19 protein-coding genes are annotated in these 23,529 nt (G+C 41.2%); 14 read left to right on the top strand and 5 right to left on the bottom strand.

The features are described 5' to 3' along the window. Positions 1 to 61 precede the first annotated feature (61 nt). The 3 genes from ACFS6H_RS07075 (at position 62) to ACFS6H_RS07065 (ending at position 2,777) form a co-directional block, all read left to right on the top strand. Positions 62 to 1,561, top strand: a complete 1,500-nt coding sequence (locus tag ACFS6H_RS07075; RefSeq protein ID WP_386096666.1) for a lipopolysaccharide biosynthesis protein — start codon at positions 62 to 64, stop codon at positions 1,559 to 1,561. 95 nt (positions 1,562 to 1,656) lie between these two features. Continuing rightward, positions 1,657 to 2,094 carry an SET domain-containing protein gene (locus ACFS6H_RS07070; RefSeq protein WP_386096664.1) on the top strand — a complete coding sequence of 146 codons (438 nt, stop codon included), beginning with the start codon at positions 1,657 to 1,659 and terminating at the stop codon, positions 2,092 to 2,094. 26 nt (positions 2,095 to 2,120) lie between these two features. Then, positions 2,121 to 2,777 (top strand): HAD family hydrolase, encoded by a 657-nt coding sequence (locus ACFS6H_RS07065; protein WP_386096662.1) that lies wholly within the window; start codon positions 2,121 to 2,123, stop codon positions 2,775 to 2,777. A 122-nt stretch (positions 2,778 to 2,899) separates the two neighbouring features. Here ACFS6H_RS07065 and ACFS6H_RS07060 read toward each other — a convergent pair whose 3' ends face one another. Further along, positions 2,900 to 3,544: an MBL fold metallo-hydrolase gene (locus tag ACFS6H_RS07060; protein ID WP_386096660.1), complete on the bottom strand. Its 645-nt coding sequence runs from the start codon at positions 3,542 to 3,544 to the stop codon at positions 2,900 to 2,902. A 281-nt stretch (positions 3,545 to 3,825) separates the two neighbouring features. Between ACFS6H_RS07060 and ACFS6H_RS07055 the strand changes: the two genes are divergently transcribed. Beyond that, positions 3,826 to 7,242 (top strand): hypothetical protein, encoded by a 3,417-nt coding sequence (locus ACFS6H_RS07055; protein ID WP_386096658.1) that lies wholly within the window; start codon positions 3,826 to 3,828, stop codon positions 7,240 to 7,242. A 65-nt stretch (positions 7,243 to 7,307) separates the two neighbouring features. On the opposite strand, the gene xrtN is transcribed toward ACFS6H_RS07055, so the two are convergent. Together xrtN and ACFS6H_RS07045 are read right to left on the bottom strand one after the other, a co-directional pair. Then, positions 7,308 to 8,651: an exosortase N gene (gene xrtN / locus ACFS6H_RS07050; RefSeq protein ID WP_386097235.1), complete on the bottom strand. Its 1,344-nt coding sequence runs from the start codon at positions 8,649 to 8,651 to the stop codon at positions 7,308 to 7,310. Between the two features lie 74 nt (positions 8,652 to 8,725). Then, positions 8,726 to 11,230: an XrtN system VIT domain-containing protein gene (locus tag ACFS6H_RS07045; protein WP_386096656.1), complete on the bottom strand. Its 2,505-nt coding sequence runs from the start codon at positions 11,228 to 11,230 to the stop codon at positions 8,726 to 8,728. A gap of 208 nt (positions 11,231 to 11,438) precedes the next feature. Between ACFS6H_RS07045 and ACFS6H_RS07040 the strand changes: the two genes are divergently transcribed. The 9 genes from ACFS6H_RS07040 to ACFS6H_RS07000 all read left to right on the top strand — a co-directional run bounded on the left by ACFS6H_RS07040 (position 11,439) and on the right by ACFS6H_RS07000 (position 19,270). Then, positions 11,439 to 12,041 carry a hypothetical protein gene (locus tag ACFS6H_RS07040; protein WP_386096654.1) on the top strand — a complete coding sequence of 201 codons (603 nt, stop codon included), beginning with the start codon at positions 11,439 to 11,441 and terminating at the stop codon, positions 12,039 to 12,041. Positions 12,042 to 12,078: 37 nt separating this feature from the next. After that, the gene (locus tag ACFS6H_RS07035; RefSeq protein WP_386096652.1) at positions 12,079 to 12,225 is read left to right on the top strand and encodes a hypothetical protein; all 147 of its coding nucleotides are present in this window, start codon (positions 12,079 to 12,081) and stop codon (positions 12,223 to 12,225) included. 403 nt (positions 12,226 to 12,628) lie between these two features. Then, positions 12,629 to 12,985, top strand: a complete 357-nt coding sequence (rpsF, locus tag ACFS6H_RS07030; protein WP_386096650.1) for a 30S ribosomal protein S6 — start codon at positions 12,629 to 12,631, stop codon at positions 12,983 to 12,985. A gap of 3 nt (positions 12,986 to 12,988) precedes the next feature. Then, complete coding sequence (gene rpsR / locus ACFS6H_RS07025; RefSeq protein WP_386096648.1) at positions 12,989 to 13,252, top strand: 30S ribosomal protein S18; 264 nt, start codon at positions 12,989 to 12,991, stop codon at positions 13,250 to 13,252. An 83-nt stretch (positions 13,253 to 13,335) separates the two neighbouring features. Further along, complete coding sequence (gene rplI / locus ACFS6H_RS07020; RefSeq protein ID WP_386096646.1) at positions 13,336 to 13,782, top strand: 50S ribosomal protein L9; 447 nt, start codon at positions 13,336 to 13,338, stop codon at positions 13,780 to 13,782. Between the two features lie 316 nt (positions 13,783 to 14,098). Then, entirely contained in the window at positions 14,099 to 14,494 is a 396-nt protein-coding gene (locus ACFS6H_RS07015) for an RNA recognition motif domain-containing protein (RefSeq protein WP_386096644.1), read from the top strand. A gap of 193 nt (positions 14,495 to 14,687) precedes the next feature. Beyond that, a complete protein-coding gene (locus tag ACFS6H_RS07010; protein WP_386096642.1) occupies positions 14,688 to 15,260 on the top strand; it encodes an RNA polymerase sigma factor in 573 nt (190 codons plus the stop codon). Then, on the top strand, positions 15,253 to 15,993 hold the full coding sequence (locus ACFS6H_RS07005; RefSeq protein WP_386096640.1) for a tetratricopeptide repeat protein: 741 nt from the start codon (positions 15,253 to 15,255) through the stop codon (positions 15,991 to 15,993). Before ACFS6H_RS07010 ends, ACFS6H_RS07005 begins: the two co-directional genes overlap by 8 nt. Position 15,994: 1 nt before the next feature. Next, the gene (locus tag ACFS6H_RS07000; RefSeq protein ID WP_386096638.1) at positions 15,995 to 19,270 is read left to right on the top strand and encodes a CHAT domain-containing protein; all 3,276 of its coding nucleotides are present in this window, start codon (positions 15,995 to 15,997) and stop codon (positions 19,268 to 19,270) included. Between the two features lie 2 nt (positions 19,271 to 19,272). On the opposite strand, the gene ACFS6H_RS06995 is transcribed toward ACFS6H_RS07000, so the two are convergent. After that, complete coding sequence (locus ACFS6H_RS06995; RefSeq protein ID WP_386096636.1) at positions 19,273 to 20,781, bottom strand: lipopolysaccharide biosynthesis protein; 1,509 nt, start codon at positions 20,779 to 20,781, stop codon at positions 19,273 to 19,275. A 116-nt stretch (positions 20,782 to 20,897) separates the two neighbouring features. Here ACFS6H_RS06995 and ACFS6H_RS06990 point away from each other — a divergent pair, with 116 nt between their 5' ends. Continuing rightward, on the top strand, positions 20,898 to 22,547 hold the full coding sequence (locus ACFS6H_RS06990) for an ABC transporter substrate-binding protein (RefSeq protein ID WP_386096634.1): 1,650 nt from the start codon (positions 20,898 to 20,900) through the stop codon (positions 22,545 to 22,547). 159 nt (positions 22,548 to 22,706) lie between these two features. Here the strand turns inward: ACFS6H_RS06990 and msrA are convergent, their stop codons facing one another. Beyond that, the gene (gene msrA, locus ACFS6H_RS06985; protein ID WP_386096632.1) at positions 22,707 to 23,366 is read right to left on the bottom strand and encodes a peptide-methionine (S)-S-oxide reductase MsrA; all 660 of its coding nucleotides are present in this window, start codon (positions 23,364 to 23,366) and stop codon (positions 22,707 to 22,709) included. Positions 23,367 to 23,529 lie beyond the last annotated feature (163 nt).

Here is a 23,529-nt window from a genome sequence, read left to right as displayed (position 1 = left end):
GCGGCTGCATGTAAAAATATTCTTTATAATCCCGTAGGTTTGTTACTCAAAAAAACTTTCATTGAGCAGCATAAAGAAACTGGCGGGACAAACAATGTGGTATGGCGTAAGCTCTATAGCCGCCCGTTTTATCAATTACCTGCTCACCCCCTATCTTACTTTTAAATTTTCGGTAGCCCAGTATGGTGAAATGAGCATTGTATATGCTTTTATTCCTTTCATGAATATTGTGTTTACTTACGGCCTGGAAACTGCTTTTTTCCGGTACAGTAATACCACCGATAAAAATAAAGTATACAATACTACCAGTGTTTCCTTATTGATCAGTACGCTCTTATTCGGGTTTGGCATGTACCTTTTTCAGGGGCCTATTGCCCGCCTGTTGCGTATTGAGGAACATGTGGAATATATTACCCTGAGCATTGGTATTATTGCCCTGGATGCTTTAAGCACCATGGCTTTTGCTAAACTTCGTTTAGATGGACGCCCCCGCAAGTTTGCCCTGATCAAAGTAGCGGGTATCCTGATCAATGTAGCCTCGGTATATTTCTTCCTGAGCGTATGCCCCGATATTAAAGCAAAGAACCCGGACGGTTTTATCGGCAGTTTTTTTGATCCCGAATGGGCCGTTGGGTATAGCCTGCTGGCCAACCTGATACAAAGTGCCATTACATTACTCCTGTTATCAAAAGAATGGCTAAGCTTTAAATGGAAGTTTGATACAGTGCTCTGGAAACAGATGATGCGTTACAGTCTTCCCCTGATCATTGTAGGCTTTGGAGGTATGATCAATGAAACACTGGACCGTATTATGCTGAACTGGTGGGCACCCGGCGGTACGGAGGAAGCTACCAAGGAAGCTACCGGCATTTACTCGGCCTGTTATAAGCTGGCAATACTCATCTCGCTTTCCATACAGGCTTTCCGCATGGGGGCCGAGCCGTTTTTCTTTAAACAGGCGGCGGATGGCAATGCAGCGAAAACCTATGCAAGGGTGATGAAATTTTTCGTGATCACCATTTGCTTTATGTTTTTAGGTGTGGCCTTATACCTGGATATCTGGAAACATTTTATCCGTAAGCCCGAAATGTGGGTAGGTTTAAAAGTAGTACCCATCCTGCTGCTGGCCAATATGTTCCTGGGCATTTATTATAACCTGTCCATCTGGTATAAACTTACCAATAAAACCATGGTGGGGGCAACCATTACCCTTATTGGTGCTGCCATTACTATTATAGTGAACTATTTGTTTATCCCGCATTTTAGTTATATGGCCTGTGCCTGGGCTACTTTTTTGTGTTATGGCACCATGATGGTACTATCGTTTACCTGGGGACAAAAAGCCTATCCCATACCCTATGCCTGGAAGAAACTTATTGCGTATATAGTGATCGTAGTATTGCTGTACCTGCTGCATGCCGCCTTTACCTGGATAGGCCTTAACAACTGGTTCAACCATATCTTCGGTACTTTCCTGTTATTTGCCTTTGGGTGGTTTATTTTGCTGGTAGAACGTAAAGAGTTCCGCCAACTGCCTTTTATTGGCAAATATTTACGTTAGACCGCCTGCCATTAAATTTTATAAAATTGTTAGGGCGGCCCCATTTTCAAGTTCTATTTTCTATTACCTTCACGCCCTTAAAATAAAAGGCGTTTATGTCGTTGCTAAAAAAACAACTTGCCATCAGACCATCAGTATTACCCGGAGCAGGAAACGGTTTATTTACGACCGAATTTATTCCTAAGGGAACTTTAATTATTGAGTACAAGGGTAAGATATCTGCCTGGAAGGATGTTAACCACGACAATGGTAACAATGGCTATATCTATTATGTAAACCGTAACCATGTTATTGACGCCAGCAAACATCCTAACGAGCTGGCCCGTTATGCCAATGATGCCCGCGGACTGACCAAGGTACGTGGCGTTAATAATAATGCAGAGTATACCGAGGAAGGTAAAAAAGTGTTTATCCGTGCCAAGAAGAATATCCAGCCCGGTGAAGAGATCCTGGTATCTTATGGTAAAGAGTACTGGCAAACGGTACGTGAGAATATTCGCATAGAAAGAAGAGAGAACGCAGCTAAGAAATAAATTTACACAACATCCAACCCCTTTTCATGTCCAGGTACCAGGCTTTTATTTTTGATCTGAACGGAACTATTATCCACGATATGCCCTACCATGTAAAAGTGTGGCAGGATATAGTAAATGAACTGGGCGCGGGCCTTAGCCTGGAAGAAACACAGGCACAATGTTACGGTAAGAACCAGGATTTGCTGGAACGTGTTTTCCCGGGCCGGTTCAATGACGAGGAAAAAGACCGGATAGGAATGCAGAAAGAAGAACGTTACCAGCAATGGTACCGTCCTGATATGAAATTAATAAACGGCCTGGATAGTTTTCTGCAAAAAGCTGCGGCGGCACATATACCTATGGCTATCGGTTCGGCGGCCATTATGTTCAACATCAATTTTATTTTAGACGGCACCCATACGCATGCGTATTTTAAAAGCATTGTAAGTGCCGATGATGTGGTGAACAGCAAGCCTGACCCCGAAACTTTTTTAAAGAATGCCCGTGAACTGGGTATTGCACCCGAAAAATGCCTGGTGTTTGAAGATGCTCCCAAGGGTATTGAAGCCGCCCAGCGGGCAGGCATGGATGCCGTTTGTATCACCACCATGCACCCCGCTGCCGATTTTGCGGCGTATGATAATATTGTGGCTTTTATTGATGATTATACTTCCCCGGCGTTAAACCGGTTTTCTAAATAACCCGGACAAGCAGCCCGGCAGCGGACCGGACGATGCAGGGTGCGACGCAACGAAAGACGGGCCAGCGCACTGCTGCCGGTTACATAAAAAAACACTTGCCGTCAAATATCCTGTTCCGCTGATCAGTACATTTTTACAAAAGGATTATTCATTTTTTCAAAGCCGGTGGTAGTAGGATTACCGTGACCGCTGTACACTTTGATATCATCGGGCAGGGTAAATAATTTTTGCTGGATGCTGTTGATAAGGGTATCATAATCGCCGCCGGGAAGGTCCGTACGGCCGATACTGCGATCAAAAAGCACATCACCACTTACGATAAATCCTTGTTTTTCATTGTAAAAGGAAATACTGCCGGGCGAATGCCCCGGTGTAAAGAATACTTCAAAAACATCCTGCCCCAATGAAACGGTATCACCTTCCTGCAGGTAGGTAACCGGGCCGGTATAGTTATCAAAAGGTAAACCCCATTTTTTGCCGGCCTCGCCTGCCCTGTCCAGCACAGGCTGTTCCTGCGGGTGTATGTGTGGCTGCAAATTCCAGGTTTCGGCTACAAAGCTGTTGCCGAAAACATGGTCGAGGTGACAATGTGTATTGAGCAATAATACCGGGTTAAGCTCCATTCCGGCAATGGTTTCCTTTAGTTTTTGCTTTTCGGCCGGAAAATAACAGCCCGGATCTATAATTATACAATCCTTTTGTTCGTTAAATAACAGGTAGGTATTTTCCTGGATGGGACTAAAAACAAAGGTTGTAATACTTATCATAGTTTGTTTTTTGTATTTTTAATAACGGCTGGCAAATTTAGACCAATTACCCGTTATTAGCGGTTGTTAAAAGGATTGTAAAACTACTAACCAAATGATAATAAGGGGCAGGAAACTTGCCAATTAACCATCATTTTTTGGTTCAATATGAGCGGGTTAGGGTAACTTTAGGCCGGCGAAATGCAGCTGTGAAAGTAAACAGAAGGTCGTGTTGCATTGGTAGGGTATTGCCGATGATGGTATTTTTAAGAAATATGAAGTTTAAAGCATTGCAGAAAAGTATGAATAAATTAGTAAGCTGTCTGGTATTGTTACTGGTATTAACCACGTTACATACCCATGCGCAGGTAAACGCTGTTGAGTTTGGTAAAAACCGGGTGCAGCACGAGAAGTTTAAATGGAAGTATTACCAGACACAGAATTTCAACACTTATTTCAGCCAGGACGGACTGGGGCTGGGTAAATATGTTGCCCAGATCGCCGAACAGGAGTTACCCAGTATTGAACAGTTTGTGGAGTATGGTATGCAAAGACGTACCAATATTGTGGTGTTCAATAATTTTGACGATTACCAGCAATCCAATATTGGTTTGGATATTGAATGGCAGAGCCCGGGTGGTGTGACCAAGCTGGTAAACAACAAGATGCTGGTTTATTTTGATGGTAACCACGATAACCTGCGTAAACAGATACGCCAGGGTATTGCACAGATATTAGTGGCCAATATTTTATTTGGTGATGACCTGGGTGAGTTTGCTGCTAACCAGGCTTTACTGGACCTGCCCAAATGGTTAACCGACGGTTATATTGAATATGCCGCTGAGAACTGGAGCCCGGCATTGGATGACCAGCTGCGTTCGGTAATGTTATCGGCCGAGTACCGTAATTTTTACCAGTTTGCTTTTGATAAGCCTTTACTGGCCGGTCATGCTTTCTGGAAATATATTGCCGATAAGTATGGTAAAAATAAAGTGACTTATTTTTTATACCTGGCCCGTATTTACCGTAACCTGAACAATGCATCGAATAAGCTGGCCAAGAAAAAATTCAAAGCCATTCTGCAGGACCTGATGCTGGAAGTTCCGCAGCAGTATTATAAAGACCTGCGTGGCCGTAAAAATGTACCCAAAGGACAGTTGGCCGTTACGGAAGAAGTAGGTAAAAAAGACTTTATCCGTTTTAATGCCAATCCTATTCCCCGCAGTTTTAGTTATGCACTGGTAGAATATAAACAAGGGGTATACAAAGTGGTGTTGATGGAGAACTTTGTGAACAAAAAGGTATTACTAAAGTATGGTACCAAAAGCGCAGACCATGAGTTAAACCCCAACTACCCTATTTTAGCCTGGGATGGCAAAGGTACCAGGTTGGCCTGTGTGTACACGGAGAAAGGAAAAGTAAAGCTGTTTGTATATGATGTGGTAAACCGTATTAAAACCACCAAGGGTATTGACCTGCCTTTTGACCAGGTACAGGATGTTAAGTATATGCTGGATAATAATACTTTAATATTTAGTGCGGTACGCAGCGGCCAGACAGATATTTATACTTACAAGATCAAGACAGAGACCATTGACCAGATAACCAATGATGTGTATGATGATCTTGACCCTTCTTTTGTGGCCTTCCCTAATAAAACCGGTATTATTTACAGCAGTAACCGCCCTTCGGCTTTAGCAGCCAGCAGCGAGGACTCATTACCCAGCAACCGCTTTAATATTTTTATGGTGGACAACTGGAATAAATCAGACTTTAAACAAATATCCCAGCTCACCGCCATACAGCGTGGTAATGCCCGTTTCCCATCGCAGTACAATACCACGCACTTTACTTTTGTGAGTGATGAAAATGGGGTGAATAACCGTTATGCCGGCTTCTTTAAAACAGAACGTGCAGGACTTGACACCCTGGTATTTATTGGTGATGAAGTGTTACGCAACCCAACCATTGAAATTGTGGACAGCGTATTGAGGGATTGGGAAAAACCGGATGTGGATTCTATCGGCTTTGTATCGGTAACCAATGACTCTTCCTATGTTTTCCCGCTGACCAATTATCAAAGCAGTTTACTGGAAACCCGTACCGCAGGTGATAACCAGCAGGTAAGCGAGGTTATAAAAATGGGCGATCTGAAAATGCTGTACCGTTTGCGTATTGACGAAAATGCGTTAAGACGCCGGAACGTGAATGCCAAACCTACCGAGTATATCCGCCAGCTGATAGACGAAGAGCGAAGGGCTTCGGGGCGTAAAGCCACACCGGCTGCTCCTGCACCTGGTAGCAGGGATACAACCGGAACAAGACCCGGCAATTATTTCCAGAACGAGTTTGGCAGTGAGAGACCTGCCACCACGCCAGCATCCGGTAATGGTGTTACTATTAAAAGTATTATTGAAGAGCAGGAGCCGGCCCGTGAACCAGTGTTGCGTTCGGCTAAATTATATGAATACCGCCCGCTTAAGTTTTTTGCTGACTATGCCGTTACCGGTATTACCAGTACGGTATATGGTGTTACCAAATACCAGCCTTATGGTGGTGGTGCCGGACCTATCTTTTTATCCAACGGCAGCGGTATCAACGGTTTGATCCGTATGGGTACTTCGGACCTGATGGAAGACATTAAGATAACCGGTGGTGTGCGGATTGCACCCAACCTGAAGGATAATGACCTGCTGATGGAGTTTATGAACCTGCGTCGCCGTATTGACTGGGGAGCTAACTTCTTCAGGAGTTCCAATACCGTATCCTTATCTGACGGATCCGGTAACCCGACTATTTATAATGGCAGGGCAATTTCAACCTATTATTTAGCTAAGTTTAAATTACCGTTTGACAGGGTAAGAAGCCTGCGTGCCACTATAGGTCCGCGTATTGACCGCATGGTAATTTTAGCCAGGGACCTTCCTTCACTGGAAGCCAAAGATATAAGTACAACTTATGGCCAGATCAACATGGAGTATGTACATGATAACACGGTATTAAAATCGAATAATATTTTAAACGGCTTAAGGTATAAAGCATTCTTTGACTTTTTTACCCAGCTGAATAAAGGTGATAATGTAACCAAACGCCAGAATGTATTTAATGCCGGCTTTGATGCCCGGTATTACTATCCTATTTACCGGAACCTGATCTGGGCGGTACGCGGCTCCGGCGATTTCTCCTGGGGCGACCAGAAGGTTATCTACTATATGGGTGGTGCTGACAACTGGTTATGGCCTAAGTTTTATAAAGACAACAAAACCGATCGCAGCGGTACGCAGAATTACCTGTACCAGAGTTTAACCAACCCTGTACGCGGCTTTAACCAGAATATAGCCAATGGTAATAATGCCGTGGTGATCAACAGTGAGATCAGGTTACCGATTTTCTCTACCCTGTTTAACAGGCCGATCAATAATGCCATGCTGCGTAATTTCCAGTTGGTGCAGTTTATTGACCTGGGTACAGCCTGGGAAGGCGGTTTAAAAAATATTGAACGCCCTGTCACCACGATCGATCCGCAGCCTACAGATCCCAACGATCCTCTACTGATACGGTATAAGGCCGGCGGTATTGGCCCCTTTGCCGGTGGTTATGGCTTTGGCGCCCGTACTACCCTATTAGGTTATTTCCTGCGGGTGGATGCAGCCTGGGAAATGAACGGATTTTTCCATACCAAGCCAAAATGGTATTTTGGTATCGGGTTTGATTTTTAATGATTACAGAATGTATAAAAAAAGCCCCTGGATTCGGGGGCTTTTTTGTTGCTTTAAATTTACTCCTATGGATTAACAGCCCTGATACAGCTGTTCAATATTTTAGTTTTTAACACAGTTGTTATAAGCGTATTCAGCTCTTCTTTGCTGGCAGCGCTGATATTTACAATCGCAAACTGGGGCTCACCGCTTAGCATTCTCCAACGCCAGTCCAACTGGCCAATGGTCTGGTATCCACCATTATCAAACCACCACGCGGTATATAATTGATGATCGCCCTGCTGTAGTTCGCCTGCATAGATATCTATACCGTTAATGTTTTCTTTTTTTATATTTTTAAAGTCATATCCACTCCCCTGCCAGCATATAAAAGGGCTGTGATCCGAATTATAAAAGTTAGCAATACCTTTTATATATATCAATGCTCCGGGAGCATGTAGCTGCAGAATTTCCTTATTAACCCAATTAACATGATAGCCTGTTAGTTCAGGAATAGTCCCGGGAATTATTTTGTCACTTGCCGTTTTACTATTAACCTTATTAATAGCTATACAAAAACACAGTACCAGCATACTATATATAGCCCATTGATATCTCAATGTACTCCTATTAGTTTTCCCGACAATATGACTTTTGTCTTTTTCAGGCCCTACATCAGGGTTAAGGCTGGTAAGTTGCTGCTTCTTTAACATCCACTTTACCAAGCCCAATGCCGGTAACAAAAAGTAAACGATAAAACAAATGATACCGATTACTTCATGCATTACTGTTCCGGGTAAAAACCGGAATTGTGTTAATAATACAATCCGGAGAATATTAGTTATCAGGAGACACAGCAGTAAAAAAGCAGTAAATAAGATGGTGCGAACTATCGAAATTTTGGTTTTGGTATGCTGTTTATAATAGAACAATAGGCTCACACCAATTAATGCGCCTATCCCCGCCATACTCATACCCATACAGGCGTCATCCACGCTAAAGTCGTTACCACTGATACGGATAATATTTCCGACCGCCTGCACATCCCTGTTAACAAGAGATAATAAAAATGCAGCAGCCTGTGATAGTTGCAGTTTAATGGGAAAGGTAAATACGGTAAATACATAGCTAAACAAAGGAGAAATTACTGCCATAATTAATAAAGGCAGCACCCCACATTTCCCAATAAACCTCTCAATGCAAAACAGTAACCCACAGGCGAGTGAAAAATACAGGAATGTACGCGCCGGCACTAATAATGTCAATATTAGCAACGCCATAGTTGGCCAGATAAACCGGTTAGTTTTTTTGTTCCTGTCGATACCAGTATATAGTATGTATACCAGTAACACCAATCCTGTTATAGACTGCGTATCATTCCAGACAAAATAATTTTGCCAGCCAATGATCATCATTGTTATGTATAACATTAACATAAGGATGATCTGCCATTGACTGGTAACGGCATATTTCCATTTTGTAAAATTTATTTTTGCCTGCCCGATCATATTGCTTTTTTAAGTCGCCTTTTTTTGTGTAAATACCATAGAGAGACCAGGCCGGTTATGATCAAAGCCCATTCGTGCGGTTCGGGTACGGCTCCGGATTTATTATGGGAGGCATTTTGTAAATTATCCTTGCTGTCTTTTATATTGAAACGCTCATAATCAGCCTGTGACTCCAGTACGATGAGGCTGGAAACCGGGGTAACAATATAAGCCTGTTCCGCTTCGGCTACCAGGCTTACCGGGTCCTGCAGTGTATCATTACGATATTTACCAAACTGGCGCATGATATTGTTATAGGCAAACAACCTGTATAGATGATCCGGCGCATTACCGACATCGCCGCTATCGGACCTTTTAATAGTTATTCCGGCATCTTTTAATACTACCTGGTCTTCCGTTTCCTGACTTATCGGGAAGGCATGATCATCTGCTATTTTTTTCAGTAAGGACCAATCAGCTTTTTCATAATTCAATGCCCTTTGCTCGATAAGGGTTTTAAAATAGGGTGAAACAGCTTTTCCCAGGTCAAGTACTTTTAACTGTTTATCCGTTTTAAAATATTTCCTTGTTTTAGTATCAAAAGGGGTGTCCTTTAAATCTTTTAAATTAGGAGCGGCTGTGTTTCCTTTTGTAATAACCAGTGCTTTAGCTGCATCTTTTATGGCATATAACGGAAATAATGAAAAATGCTGTTTACTTAACAGTTTAAATAACTCCTCCGCATTTTGCTCTGTTGTTTTTACCCATCCGTTCTGGTATACCAATATATCTTTATGTCTGAATAATTGCATGATATCATCAAATTCTTTTTTCTCCCATTCACTATTAATATCTACATATACCTGCTCTATGGCATAGGGTATTAATTGCTGATCATACCTGGCAATTGAATAAGCTTTTCCTTTGTAAACAAAACTCTGCGGGTTGATATCCTGCGCTTTAAAGCTGAATTGCCAGTCAGGTTTGTATTTGCCATCAAATGCAAATACACGCTGATCGGTTGACCGCAGGAAGGATGGCTTATTGATTATTTCGGATTTATCACTTATTTCCAGTTTAATTGTTTCGGTAGCTTTACTGCCGGAGGGACCGGTGAAGAAAATACTCTCATACACTATTTCATTTTCGTATTTACGTAAAGGCGTAGTTACACCAATTTTAAACAGGCGCTGATCATCCGGCATTACCGGAAATACACGCACACTTACCTGGTTTCCCTCCTGCCAATGAATAACGGACGGATCACGTTTTTCTACTCCTACAATATTATTGTAAGCCGTAGTGGCTTTTTCCTTAGTGGTTAAAATACCTTTTTCTTCTACACCGTTTACCCACAGCGATAAAGAACTCACAACAGAGCCCTCGGGTAAAGTAAACAGGTAGATCGCTTCTTCCTGCCCCCGGAACCTATTGGTGCCGCTATTCAGGACAGCGATTGTTTTTTCAGTATAAGCTATTTGCCACTCGGGCCATATGCGAATATGTGTACTTATATTTTCTGTTGTTAAATTATCACCGTCCCAGAGACGCTCCTCTGTTGCATAACGATTATTGTAAGTGGACTCCAGTATCCGGATCTTTTCATCACTCCCGATTGCAGGCTTACGGAACAGGGACGCAAGCCCTATTAACGGATCATGTTTTTTAGGTTCGTTATAACTGAGTGATGGCATGCTGAAGCCCCATTCATCCCAGTTTCCTCCCGGTTCGGTATAGACCAGTCCCAGCTTTAATGCTTTTTCTGTCACGGCGTCTGGTGATACCTGTTGTGCAATTTGCACCCAGGCTGGTATATCCGGGTTGTCGGTTATCCTGCTTTGCCGATACGCTTTGTTAAGCTCCTTAACTGCTAATGCCCATTGTATACAGAACAAAACAGTTGCGATGAACGCAAGTGACAATCCTGCAAAAAACGAATACCGGTATGCTTTCCGGTAGCGGCACATTTTTTCGACTAAAACTATTGTGGTAATAGTTATGAATAAGGGGGCAAAACTGTGGAGTGAAATACCCAGGGCAGGAGCCAGGATAATACCGAAAATATATAAAGGAAAAAGATAGATCGACATATATAGGAATAACAAGAAGCCTATACCAAGTATGCCGATACCAATATGGTTGACAAGAGGAGGTAAATACCGGAAGAAACACAGGGTGATCAACGCCACCACAACGGCTACCTGTACGATTGACATCCATAGTACCGGTGATTGAAAGATGGACATGGAATGGTTAAGAGCCCAGGCACTTACCAATAACAAGGCATATAATAAAATGCGGTGAGCCTGTTTCTCGGCCGGGTGAATGTTTTTCCGCCCAAACAATAAGGCCAGGGCATACACAGCGGTAATACAGAAATTCATAATAAAGTAGTCCCCTGAGCGATTTTCAGCCTGGTTGTAAACTCCTGATAATATTGCATGTACCAGAAATGAAAACACCAATAAAACAAAGCCCAGCCACCATAACTGATTTTGAAGTTTAATGATTCTTGTAAACATGGTTACTAATTTTAAAAGTACTTTGAATTACAAAGTAAATGAAAAATATTACATTTTTTAGAATCTTATTTCAGATTGTAAGATTTTAGTTAACTTTTAAGGGTAACTATCCATTTACAAAAGCACCAGGTCGAAAACATGTTATAGTATGAAAAGAAGTAAAACGAGAGGAGAATAATTTGGTAAAATGAAATTTAAATAACTTAGTATGTTATTAGGATCATATTTAGACGGTACCGAAATAAAAAAATATTTATTCGGCTATAACCGGGAGTACTTAACAACTTTCAAGGATCCATGCCAGGCGTATAAGAGTGTTTTTGATATCAAAAAACTGCCAGAAGACTTTAAAATGCCAAAAACAAATAAAGATTTCTTTCGAACCTTGGATAGTATTATGTTGGTATCATCCAGGGTAATTCGGTTTTGCGTTGATAATGGTTACAAAAATATCAGTTTTATCAACTTACCAGGGACTGATTACCATTGGTTAATACCAAAGAATACTGTTAAGTATGATTACAAAACAAGAGATGTGCTTTTCCTAGATTATAGCCGTAAGTGTAAAGCCTATAATCAAATATTGGGCCCCACTCCTGTTTGCCTGGTTGATAAAACTCCCTTAGGCGATAATTTTTACCGGACTGATCTTTCCTTCGGATCATCTATCGTTGCATTGCACCCATTAATCTGTATTGGTACAACAACTAAGGAAAAAATTAAAGCCGCCGGGTTAACAGGCTGTACATTTAGACAGATTTTTGATAAGTATGATCAATTACCGGATTTACGTGCTCAATTTAAATTATAGAAATAGTTTTAACCCCTAATAAAGCTATTTATATGTTGTGCTTGGCCCCTTTGCCGGTGGTTATGGCTTTGGCGCCCGTACTACCTTGTTAGGTTATTTCCTGCGGGTGGATGCAGCCTGGGAAATGAACGGCTTTTTCCATACCAAGCCGAAATGGTATTTTGGTATCGGGTTTGATTTTTAATGATAGATGATCCATATTATTGTAAAAGTGCCTTCGGTTTCGAAGGCACTTTTATTATAAACAGAACTGGATTTATCGGGCTTTACCTGTATCATTAAAGACTTCCGGGTGATCTTCTCTTTAAATTATGTAGTAAATTTGATCTGAAAGCCTGTACCGGGGCTGGCAAAGTCATTCGAATCATATTCATAATAACCTGATAGTTAATTAATTAAATAATAGCTGTGCCAGGTTATCAGTATATTTGCTGTTCCCCTCCCGGAGACAAGCCAAAATCTACCCGGTTTCTCATATAAAACTCCTATCTTTGCCGCCCCAAATCTGTGTTCGCAGATTCTTTTTCGTGGTAACACATGAAATTGTCCAATGGGTAAATCGAATTTTTAATCAAAAAAAACAGGTAATGAACAATTACGAATTAATGGTGATTTTTACCCCTGTTCTTAGCGATGACGATTTTAAAGCCGCACAAAAAAAGTTTGCCGGATTGGTAACTGAAGCGGGTGGTTCAATCGTTCATGAAAACGCCTGGGGACTGAAATCTTTAGCCTACCCTATCCAGAAAAAAACAACTGGTTTGTATTGGGTATTAGAGTACACTGCAGCTTCTGACTTTAACGAGAAGTTGAAAATTCAATTATTGCGTGACGAGAGTGTATTACGTCACCTTTGCACTAAACTTGATAAATACGCCGTCGAGTATAATGCTAAAAAGAACAGTGGTGTTAAAACAGGAACAGAAAAACCAGTGGGGGCTTAAGTCATGGCAAAAAATGAAATTAAATATCTTACCGCTATTAAAACTGACAAACATGTTAAGAAGTTCTGTCGTTTTAAAAAATACGGTATTCGTTATATTGACTACAAAGACATTGAGTTTTTGAAAAAATTCCTGAACGAGCAAGGTAAATTATTACCCCGCCGTTTAAGCGGAAACAGCCTGAAATACCAGCGCAAAGTTTCTGACGCGGTGAAAAAAGCCCGTCAAATGGCATTATTGCCTTATGTAACAGATCTTTTAAAATAACCTCACCCTAACTTCCCGGTTGTACCGGGAAAGACAGTTGACAAATTATTATTACAACTGGGCTGGTGAACAAAAAGAAAAAAATGGAAATCATTTTAATACAAGACGTTGATAATTTAGGTGGTAAAAACGAGGTGGTAAACGTAAAAAGCGGTTATGCCCGTAACTTTTTATTACCCCGTAAATTAGCGGTTGAAAGCAGTCCTTCTAACAAAAAACAGTTAGAAGAAAGGCTTAAGCAGGTAGCTAAAAAAGAAGCTAAAATGTTAGCTGAAATTAAGAGTGTAATTGCCAAATTACAGGAATCACCGCTTAACCTGGGCGCTAAAACCGGTACTTCCGGTAAAATTTTCGGTAGTATTACTTCTTTACAGATCAGCCGCGCTATCCGTGAGCAAAAAGGCTACGAAATTGACCGTCGCAAGATCACTATTACGGAAGAAGTAAAAGAGTTAGGCACACACAAAGCTTCTATCGATTTTGGTGGTGGCCACTCTACAGAGATTGATTTTGAAGTAGTTGCGGAATAATTATCCCCACATCTACCCGTTTTACACCGTAATTGGTATAAAACTAAAATATATAAAGCCTCCCCTCCGGGAGGCTTTTGTTTTTTCCGGAAACCCGGAATCAGCTACATTTTTGCTCACCAAAGCCGGTATGTATTAAATAAAATTTTACAGATAAAAAAGTTTTTTGGGGCAATGTCAAAAAAAAAACGTTTATTTTGTATTGATTTGGTGATCTGTACAGTCGAACAAGTCCTGAACGTTAGTGTTAAAATCGTTAAATGTTCATCGGTAACTGGTAACTGTTAGCACTTTTATTTTTTTAAAATTTCACAAAATGAACATTTACGTAGGAAACCTTAGTTGGAACCTGAAAGACCAGGACCTTCAAGATTTATTCGCTTCTCATGGCGAAGTATCTTCAGCAAAAATTGTGTTGGACAAATTCACCAACCGCAGCAAAGGCTTTGGCTTTGTTGAAATGACTAACGACGATGAAGCACAAGCAGCTATCTCTGCCTTAAACGGTACAGAAGTTGACGGCCGTAACATTGTTGTAAACGAAAGTCGTCCTAAACCCGAAGGAAGCGGTGGCGGAGGATTTAAGAAAAGAAGCTTTGGTGGCGGCGGTGGCGGCTACAAAGGCGGCAGCGGCGGCGGTGGCGGCTTTAAAAAAGGCGGCAACGGCGGCGGCGGTTATCGTGACCGTGGTGGCTATAGCAATGATTATTAATAAAAATGCTATTTATACCAGAGGGGCTCAATTGAGCCCCTTTTTTATTTTGCCTGTTTTTGATGACATATTATCCTGCTTACCGATGTATATAAAAGTGACACCGGTTTGGTATAAATGGAGGTTCGTTATTGTTGGGAGAGAACAGGCAGTTTTATAAAAAAGAAGTATCTTTTGGTATCTTTAAATCACCATGCCTGCAGCAACTCCTAACCACCATAGTACACAAAATGAACTGGTAGCCGCTTTTAAGAAAAATGACCCGGTGATACTTGAAAGCTTTTATGCCGACAATTACAGTAAGGTAGAATTGTATATTATCCAAAACAATGGTGATACTGAAAAAGCGAAAGACATTTTCCAGGAAGCTTTTATAGCCGTTTGGCAAAATATTAAATCAGACAGGTTTACTCCTGCAAATGCCACGGCCCTGTCCGGTTATATTTACCAGATAGCAAAAAACAAATGGATCGATTATTTACGCTCGGCTTATAAGAAGAACACTTTACATACAGAGAGTATGCCATTGGTAAAAGAGCCTGTACCGGAGGCAACAGCAGAACAGGAAGAACAATTACAACAGATGAAAACGCATTTTACCAAACTGGGCAGTACCTGTAAAGATGTTTTGCTACGGTTTTATTATAAAAAAGAATCGTTGAGAAATATTGCAGCGTCACTCGGATGGACAGAAGCAACAGCCCGGAATAATAAGTACAGGTGTTTACAACAATTAAAAGGATTAATGAAAATACCAAATGAATAACCAGCCTATCCATATTACCCTTGAAGAGTGGGAACAAATTGAAGCTTTTTTAAATGGCTCGCTTACTGCTGAAGCAGAACAGGCTTTCCGTTTACAATTGGAAAAGGATAGTGTACTGGCAGCAAAAGTGGAGCAGGTAAGGCTGAGTATATTAACGGTGGAAGAAGCCGGTTTAAGGGAAGATATGGAAATCTTTCATGCCCGTTTACAACAGCAGCCTGTTATTGCCATTGAAGCGCACCGCAAAACGAATGTAAAAAAATGGCTGGCTATTGCCGCTGTGTTTATAGCCGTATGTATAGCCACAATGCTTTATTTACAACAACCGTCAAAAAATGAACGCCTGTTCAGTACGTATTATAAAGCTGATCCGGGTTTAAGTACCACCATGTCGCAAACAGATGATTATGCTTTTGAAAAAGCGATGGTGGAGTATAAAACAAAAAATTATACCAAAGCAATAGATAGCTGGCAATTACTGCTAAAGGATAATCCCGATAGTGATACACTTAATTATTTTATTGGCAGTGCTTACCTGGCTTTGAATAAAACAGCAACAGCCATACCCTATTTTGAAAATATTACCCTTAAACCCGGAAGTGAGTTTGTAAGTGATGCCTGCTGGTACCTGGGCCTGGCTTTAATTAAAACAGGTCGTGTGGAAGAAGGTAAAAAGCAGGTTGCAAAATCGGAAAGACCGGAAAAAGACGAGCTTCTTCAGCAAATTCATTAATATGATCTTTTGTCGATTTTTACTGGCAAGCTTCCTGTCCGGTTGCCTGTTTACCCTAAGCTATGCCCAGCAGGTACCGGGGCTGATTGCAGATATGGATAGTTTGCTTATGGCTAAAAAATATACACAGGCCGATGTTTTACTAAAACAGCGCATCCCAATATTATTAAACCATCAGCCACCCGATACACTGTCAGACTATGTAGAGTATATTGGAAAAACAGCCCTGGCATTAAGGGGAAAAACAAAGGCCATTGCCGAAGTAAAACAATATATACAAACCGTTAAAACAAAACACCCTTACCAAGAAGTAGTATCGATCTGTTATTTCGGCGCAGCTAATTTTATCAGCAAGCAGGATGATCATTTAATGGCCTATGAGTTGTTGCAGGAAGCTGATATTTATTTTAAACAAAACACTTCACAGGTTTCGCATAAACTATTCCGGCTTTACCTGAACACCGGTACCTATGCTATGCGTTTAGGCAAATATGCACTGGCCACCACTTTTTACCGGCAAGCTATTCATAACCTGCAACAGGCAGGAAATATGGAACCGGAAGATCATTTTATAGTGAATAACTCCATGGGCATTGCCATGTGGTATGGGTCCAAGCTGGATAGCTGTTTGTATTATTTTAAGAAAGCCGAAAAGGTTTTACAGGAATCCCCTGATGGTACCCTGAATAAATATTACCGGATGGGCATGATACAAAATAATATGGCAAATGTATATGCGGAACAAGGCCAAACCTCCGCCTCTATTACCGCATTGGAAGCAGCGATATTGAATTATAAAAAATTTATCAATACCCCCGAAGCCAATGCCAAAAAGGAAGATGCCTTAATAGAACAATTCCACTCGATGGATAATTTAGCCAAAAGCTACCTGGACATAGGGGATATATCCAAAGGACAACATTTATTGCAATACGCTTACCAGCAAAAAGTAAATGCTTTTAGCGAAAATAATTCGGAAGTATATAAATCGCTTATCTATCTCGGAGCGCTCTACTACCGACAAAAAGATTATTTAAAAGCAATCAATACTTTAACCAGAGGGCTGGCTATAATATATGCCAACGCCACCGATAACAATAGTATCTGGGAGGCGGAAGCCTATGCGTATTTAGGTTATTGTTATTATGAAACCTTACAAACAACTACGGCGCTGAGTTATTTACAAAAGGCTGATGGTATTTATAAAAAAATGATACAGGAAGATTACAGTACCGAGTACCTGTATTTTTTGGGCAATGCCGCTACTATTTATGCGCAGACGGGGCAACATGCCTATGCATTAAGGCTTGCGGGTAATGGCTTATCCTATGTAAAGGAAACTAAAGGAGAAAACTCTTTACTGGGTGTGGCTCAGCTGATAACCCTGGCGCAAATAAATTTTACGATCAAAGATTATAAACAATCACTGGCACTGAGTAAACAATGTATTGCCCTGATTGACAAAGTTGCTTCGGGTAGTGAGTTGCTTTTAGATTCGATAAGAATAGAGATAGATAAGCCCAGGGCCATTTTGTTAAAAGTAAAATCGGAGTATGCATTATTACCTGCCAAAACCCCGGAAAAGATCAATGCCTTACTGGAGGAGTTAAAAACCTCTGTGGCCATTATTGAGAAAAGGAAATCGGTACTTTCCGAAGAGAAAGACATATCTAACCTCATTTCCGGTTATATGGATGTACTGGATTTTGTGAAATACCTGGAACTGGAATTGTATAACCGTACCAATAGTAAGACCCGGCTGGATATTATTATGAATATACACGAGTCTGCAATTTATACCAGGATCAGGTCACGGTTAAATAAACAACATAACAACTTACGGTTTGCCAATATCCCGGAAAGTATTATACAGCAGGAGACCTTGCTGCGTAATGAATTATATCAATCCTTACAAAACAGCCGGTCACATGACAACAATGTGAATGCCTATTTATCCGCTTCCCGAAAATGGTCAGCTTTCCAGGAAGAATTACGTACCCGGTACCCGGCCTATTACCAGTTAAGGTATGCCGCTAACCCTGATTTTTCGATAGATTCTTTAGCTATCCCGACTTTGAAGGATTTTAGTATTACCCGTTTTTTATTCATTCAGGAAAAACTGTACTGCCTGGTAGTGAGCAATGGAAAACAAAACTGGGTTCCTTTAGATGTAACGAATGTAGCGCATTATATAAAACAGCTATCCAGTCCCACTGTTACGGCCGGAGAAACCTATACCATTGCCCATGCGCTGTATAAAAGTCTGTGGCAACCGCTGGAAAAGTATATCAATACTAAAAGGGTGATCATTATACCCGATGGTATATTGTATTACCTGAGTTTTGATATGTTAACGCCTACAAGATGTAAGACCAATGCTGATTTCGCCTCCCTGTCCCTGCTTGCCCGCTATGCGATCTCCTATCATTATAGCCTGCCGGCTTTATTACAGCAAACAAAATATAATCCACAAAAAAAATCACCGGGTTTTGCAGCTTTTACCCCGGGTTTTAATGATGATATAAAAAAACAATACCGCTCGGCACTGAAAAAGGATTCACTGAATATTGATAATGCCTATCTCTCTTTATTACCTCTCCCCTTTTCCGTTAGTTTAGCACAAAAAGCTACCCAATTGTTTCCTGGTCACTTGTACGCCGGCGCCTCGTCAACACAATCCAGTTTTAAACAACATGCCGGTAACCATGCCATCATTCATATCGGTACACACGCTGAAGCAAATAACCAATACCCGGAGTATTCCCGGTTAATTTTTGCAAAAGATCTTGAAAATCCTACCAGTGATAATTCCTTATACCTGTTTGATATTTATAATTATGATCTGCGTGCCGACCTGGCCGTTTTAACGGCCTGTGAAACGGGTAAGCCGGGCTTTTTCCCTGGTGAAGGCATGATCTCCATGGCACATGCTTTTAATTATGCAGGCAGTGAAAGTATACTGACCGGCCTGTGGAAAATTGACGAACAGGCATCGACCATGATCACGCAGTTATTTTATGATAAGCTGGCAGAAGGCATGACAAAGGACGAAGCATTACGGCAGGCTAAATTAACCTACCTCTCAACTGCAGAAGGGCGTATGCTGGCACCCCAATACTGGGCAGGCCTGGTAATTATGGGAGATACCTCTCCTATTGAATTAAAGCAACAAAACTGGTGGAAACGGTATTGGTGGGTACTGGGTTTATTTTTTATTTCCGGTACTGCCATTCTATGGTACTATTACAAACGCAGAAAAACTAAAGCCCTGTCCTGATCTTATTTTCGCATTTGTTGCAGCCTGTTGAGCAAGGTTTGTAACACGGGGCGTACATCGGGCGATAAATTAAACCGCCAGATACAAATAACAAATAAAACCAAAGCTACAGTGCTACGTAAAATAAGGCCTGGAAATCCGTGTATACCCGAAAAGGCAAAATGACAAATGGCATACACTATTGCCCCCACCAACAACGCATACAATGAGTTTTTACTAAATGGCTGTAATTTAAATTTATGCCATAGAAACCAAATGCGAACCCCGTTATAAATAGTAAAGGATATAAGATTAGCAATGCCCGGGCCGGTGATGTCGAATTGTATGGTTAAAAAATAATTGAGGGGTAACATACAGGCCATTAAAATAAAACCGGTGATCAGCTCAAAGCGCCAGTAAATAGAGGTAGCAATTATCTGTGCATTCACTCCTGAACCCATATCCACAATTCGCGTAAGTCCCATAAACACAAATGCGTAAAACCCCATCTTGAACTCCGGCTTTAATTTTAACGTATCAATTGCTTCAGTATAATTTAATGCCAGTAATACAAAAATCACTACTGAAAAAATAAGCAGGTTAATAGATGATCGTTCGTAAATATGTTGCAGGGAGCGGAGATCCTTGCCCTTCCATGCGCGGGAAAGAGAAGAGATAGATGCGTTGATCACCCCTCTTTGCGGGGCCTGTATAACGCTGGTTAGTATAGTAGCTAAACCCAGGATGCCGGCTTTTGCCAGGCCATCATCTAAAACAGAAGCAACTACCAGCGTATCAAATACCGCAGCCACACTGAATACTATGGTACTGGAATAAACAAAAAAACTGAAGATGGCTATTTTTTTAAAAAAGCGCCGGGTCACCTTACTGATGGAGAACGTAAAAACAATTTGTTTGGTCACTACCAGGTAAATCAAAATGGACAAGGCAATTGCCGGATAACTGAATGCATAAATTTTAATGAACAGATCAAAATCCTTCACTACTCCCAGCATAAACAAGACTAACAATACAGTAGTAAACAAACGCCATTCCACTTCCTTAAAGAAACTCATCAACACAGGCTTTCGTAAGCCCAGTGCAAAAGCTTCCAGTACGGTATAAATGGTTAATCCGAAAGACAAAGGAAAAAGCCAATAATAGTATTGAACAAATAAAGCGGAGTTTTCAGAATATTTACGAACGATGAGATTCTCAAAAACAAGGCCCGCCGTTAACACCAGTAAAAAACCAGCAGTACTTATCAGCAACGCCCAGCTGATCATATCGTTTTTACGATGTGGTAAATGATCTTTATAGTAATGAAAGAATTTGTAGATAAATGCCGGCATGGCAAAAGTGGCCAGAGAAGAAAACAGCACGGCCAGGGCATTAAACAGGCTATATAAACCATATTGCTCCGTAGTAAAGTACTCTTCCCTTCCAAAAATATACGTATTTAACAAGCCGATAGCAAAACCAATATAGATGACTATGGACGATAAAATACTTTGTTTACGTATGGTGCTCATGCCTTGTTTTAAGTTTATGAAACCGGCCGCAATTATACACAAAAGCAGCAGGCTTTTTACTTTCCGGGTATAAAATATACTTATCGTAAGTTTTTGCGTCGTAAATTTAAGCTTTCATGTTTATACCACACTTTAAAATACATGAACGCCTGGTAATCTGTATAGCCGTAATATCCGGACTGGCTATATTATATAGCTGCGGAGGGCGTGAGGGCAAATACCGGCATATATTTTATTATAATGAGCAGGCAGGCATCGCCTCTCTGGACCCTGCATTTGCCAAGAACCAGTCCACCATCTGGCCTGCCCACCAGTTATTTAATACCCTGGTTGAAATAGACAGCCGGCTGAACCTGGTACCTTCCCTGGCAACGCGATGGGAAATAAGTGAGGATGGTAAAAGTTATACCTTTTTTATACGCCCGGATGTTTATTTTCATGACGATGCCGCTTTTGCCGGTAACAAGGGCCGTCAACTCACTGCCGCGGATATAGTTTATAGTTTTAACCGGCTAATAGATACCAGAACGGCCAGTCCCGGCGCCTGGATATTTAATGGCAAGATTGATACATTACAACCATTTACCGCTATTAATGATACCACGTTCCGCCTAAAACTGCTGCGCCCCTACCACCCTATCCTGGGCATATTATCCATGCAATATTGTTCCATTGTACCTAAAGAAGCGGTGGAAAAATATGGCACCAGTTTCCGGCGTCACCCGGTAGGTACAGGCCCTTTCCGTTTTGTGGCATGGGAAGAAGGCCAGGCCCTGGTACTGGCAAAGAATGACCGGTATTTTGAAAAGGACAGCAGCGGCACTCGCCTGCCCTATTTAGACGGCATCAAGATCAGCTTTTACGAAAGCAAGGCCACCGAGTTTTTATTATTCCGCCAGCAGCAGCTGAGCTTTATCAATGATATTGAATCCTCTTTTAAAGATGAAGTACTGACCAAGAAAGGAACCCTGCGTAAAGAGTGGGAAGGGAAAATAGAATTGAAGACCAGTCCTTACCTGAATATTGAATACCTGGGTATACTGGTTGACACCAATAATACACTGGTAAAACAGTTACCTACCAAATTAAAAAAAATAAGACAGGCCATTAATTATGGCTTTGACCGCGAAAAGATGGTATTGTATTTACGTAACTCTTTAGGCACTCCCGCCCAATCGGGTTTTGTTCCTGCCGGATTACCCTCTTTTAACGACAGTGTAGTAAAAGGTTATTCCTATAACGTAAAAAAAGCAACCCAATTATTAACTGAAGCGGGGTATCCCAACGGTACCGGGTTGCCGCAGATAAAACTACTGACCATTCCTATTTATGCTGATATGGCCAACTTTATAGCCAAACAGCTGAGTGAGATCGGTATCAATATACAGGTGGAAGTAGTACAAAAGGCATTATTACTGGAACTTACCTCCAATTCGCAGGCCGCCTTCTTCCGTGGCAGCTGGATAGCCGATTACCCGGATGCAGAAAACTATTTATCAGTTTTTTATTCCAAAAACCCTGCGCCTCCTAACTACACGCGGTATAAAAATAAAAACTTTGACGCTTATTTTGAGAAAGCCATTGCAGAAACCAATGACAGCATACGTTACGACCTGTACCGAAAAGCCGATCAGCTGATTGTAGAGGATGCACCGGTCGTGCCTTTGTGGTATGATAAGGTAGTATGGCTGGTACAACCCGGTATAAAAGGCTTTTCACCAAACGGTTTAAACCTGCTGGAATTAAGACATGTAAAACTTCCGTAAGAAGAATCCCCTGCCCGGACTATAAAGTCATTAATATTGGGTAGTGCTGCATATTGGACGGAACGATAAACGGAGCGTCGCAACAAAAGCTGCCATCAGCACTGCAGCTGGTTAACAAATAAAAAACAGGCAGTGAAGATGCTGCCTGTTTTGTGTATGTTAGTTATCTTTTTTCAACTTATCCTTAAATACTTTCTTAAACTTATCCACCTTGGGCCTTACTACCATTTTGCAATAAGGATTCTGGTTCTCATTATTTTCAAAGTAGGCCTGGTGATAATCTTCGGCCGGATAAAACACGCTGAAAGGTTTTATTTCCGTTACAATGGGGTTATCAAATGCACCGCTTTTATCCAGCTCCGCTTTATACTTTTCCGCTTTCTCTTTTTGTTCCGCATTGTGATAATAAATACCGCTGCGGTACTGTGTGCCCACATCCGCACCCTGGCGGTTTAAGGTAGTAGGGTCATGGGTTTTCCAGAACACTTCCAGTAACTCGTCAAATGTAATTTTTTTAGGGTCATACACAACCTGTAAACACTCGGCATGACCGGTTTCTCCGGTGCACACTTCTTTATAAGTGGGGTTCTGCACATGTCCGTCCGTATAACCGGAGGTAGCGCTGATCACACCTTCCAACTGTTCAAAAATGGCCTCGGTACACCAGAAGCAGCCATTAGCAAGGGTAGCCGTATCCGTTAAAGCCTGATTCCCGGTGGATGTTACCGGGTTATTGATCGTATCTGTCATATTTGTTTTTTGTGCCGGTTTTTGTAAACAGGACATTAATCCCATGGCAATAATAAGTAAAGTATTCATATGCTTGATCATAGTATTTTACCTGTACGGCAATCTTACTAAGAAATAACAGATAAGTAAAAAAATAGTTCTAGTGAGGTATAAATCAAAGTTTTAGAAGCCAACTAAACCTATTTTTTGCAAAAGTTGCAAATACTTTTATAATTTTTTTAAAAAGTTTTGC

Origin of the sequence: Terrimonas rubra (genome assembly GCF_042686025.1) — a bacterium.
Taxonomy (GTDB): domain Bacteria; phylum Bacteroidota; class Bacteroidia; order Chitinophagales; family Chitinophagaceae; genus Terrimonas; species Terrimonas rubra.
This window is presented reverse-complemented; position numbering and strand designations above follow the sequence as displayed.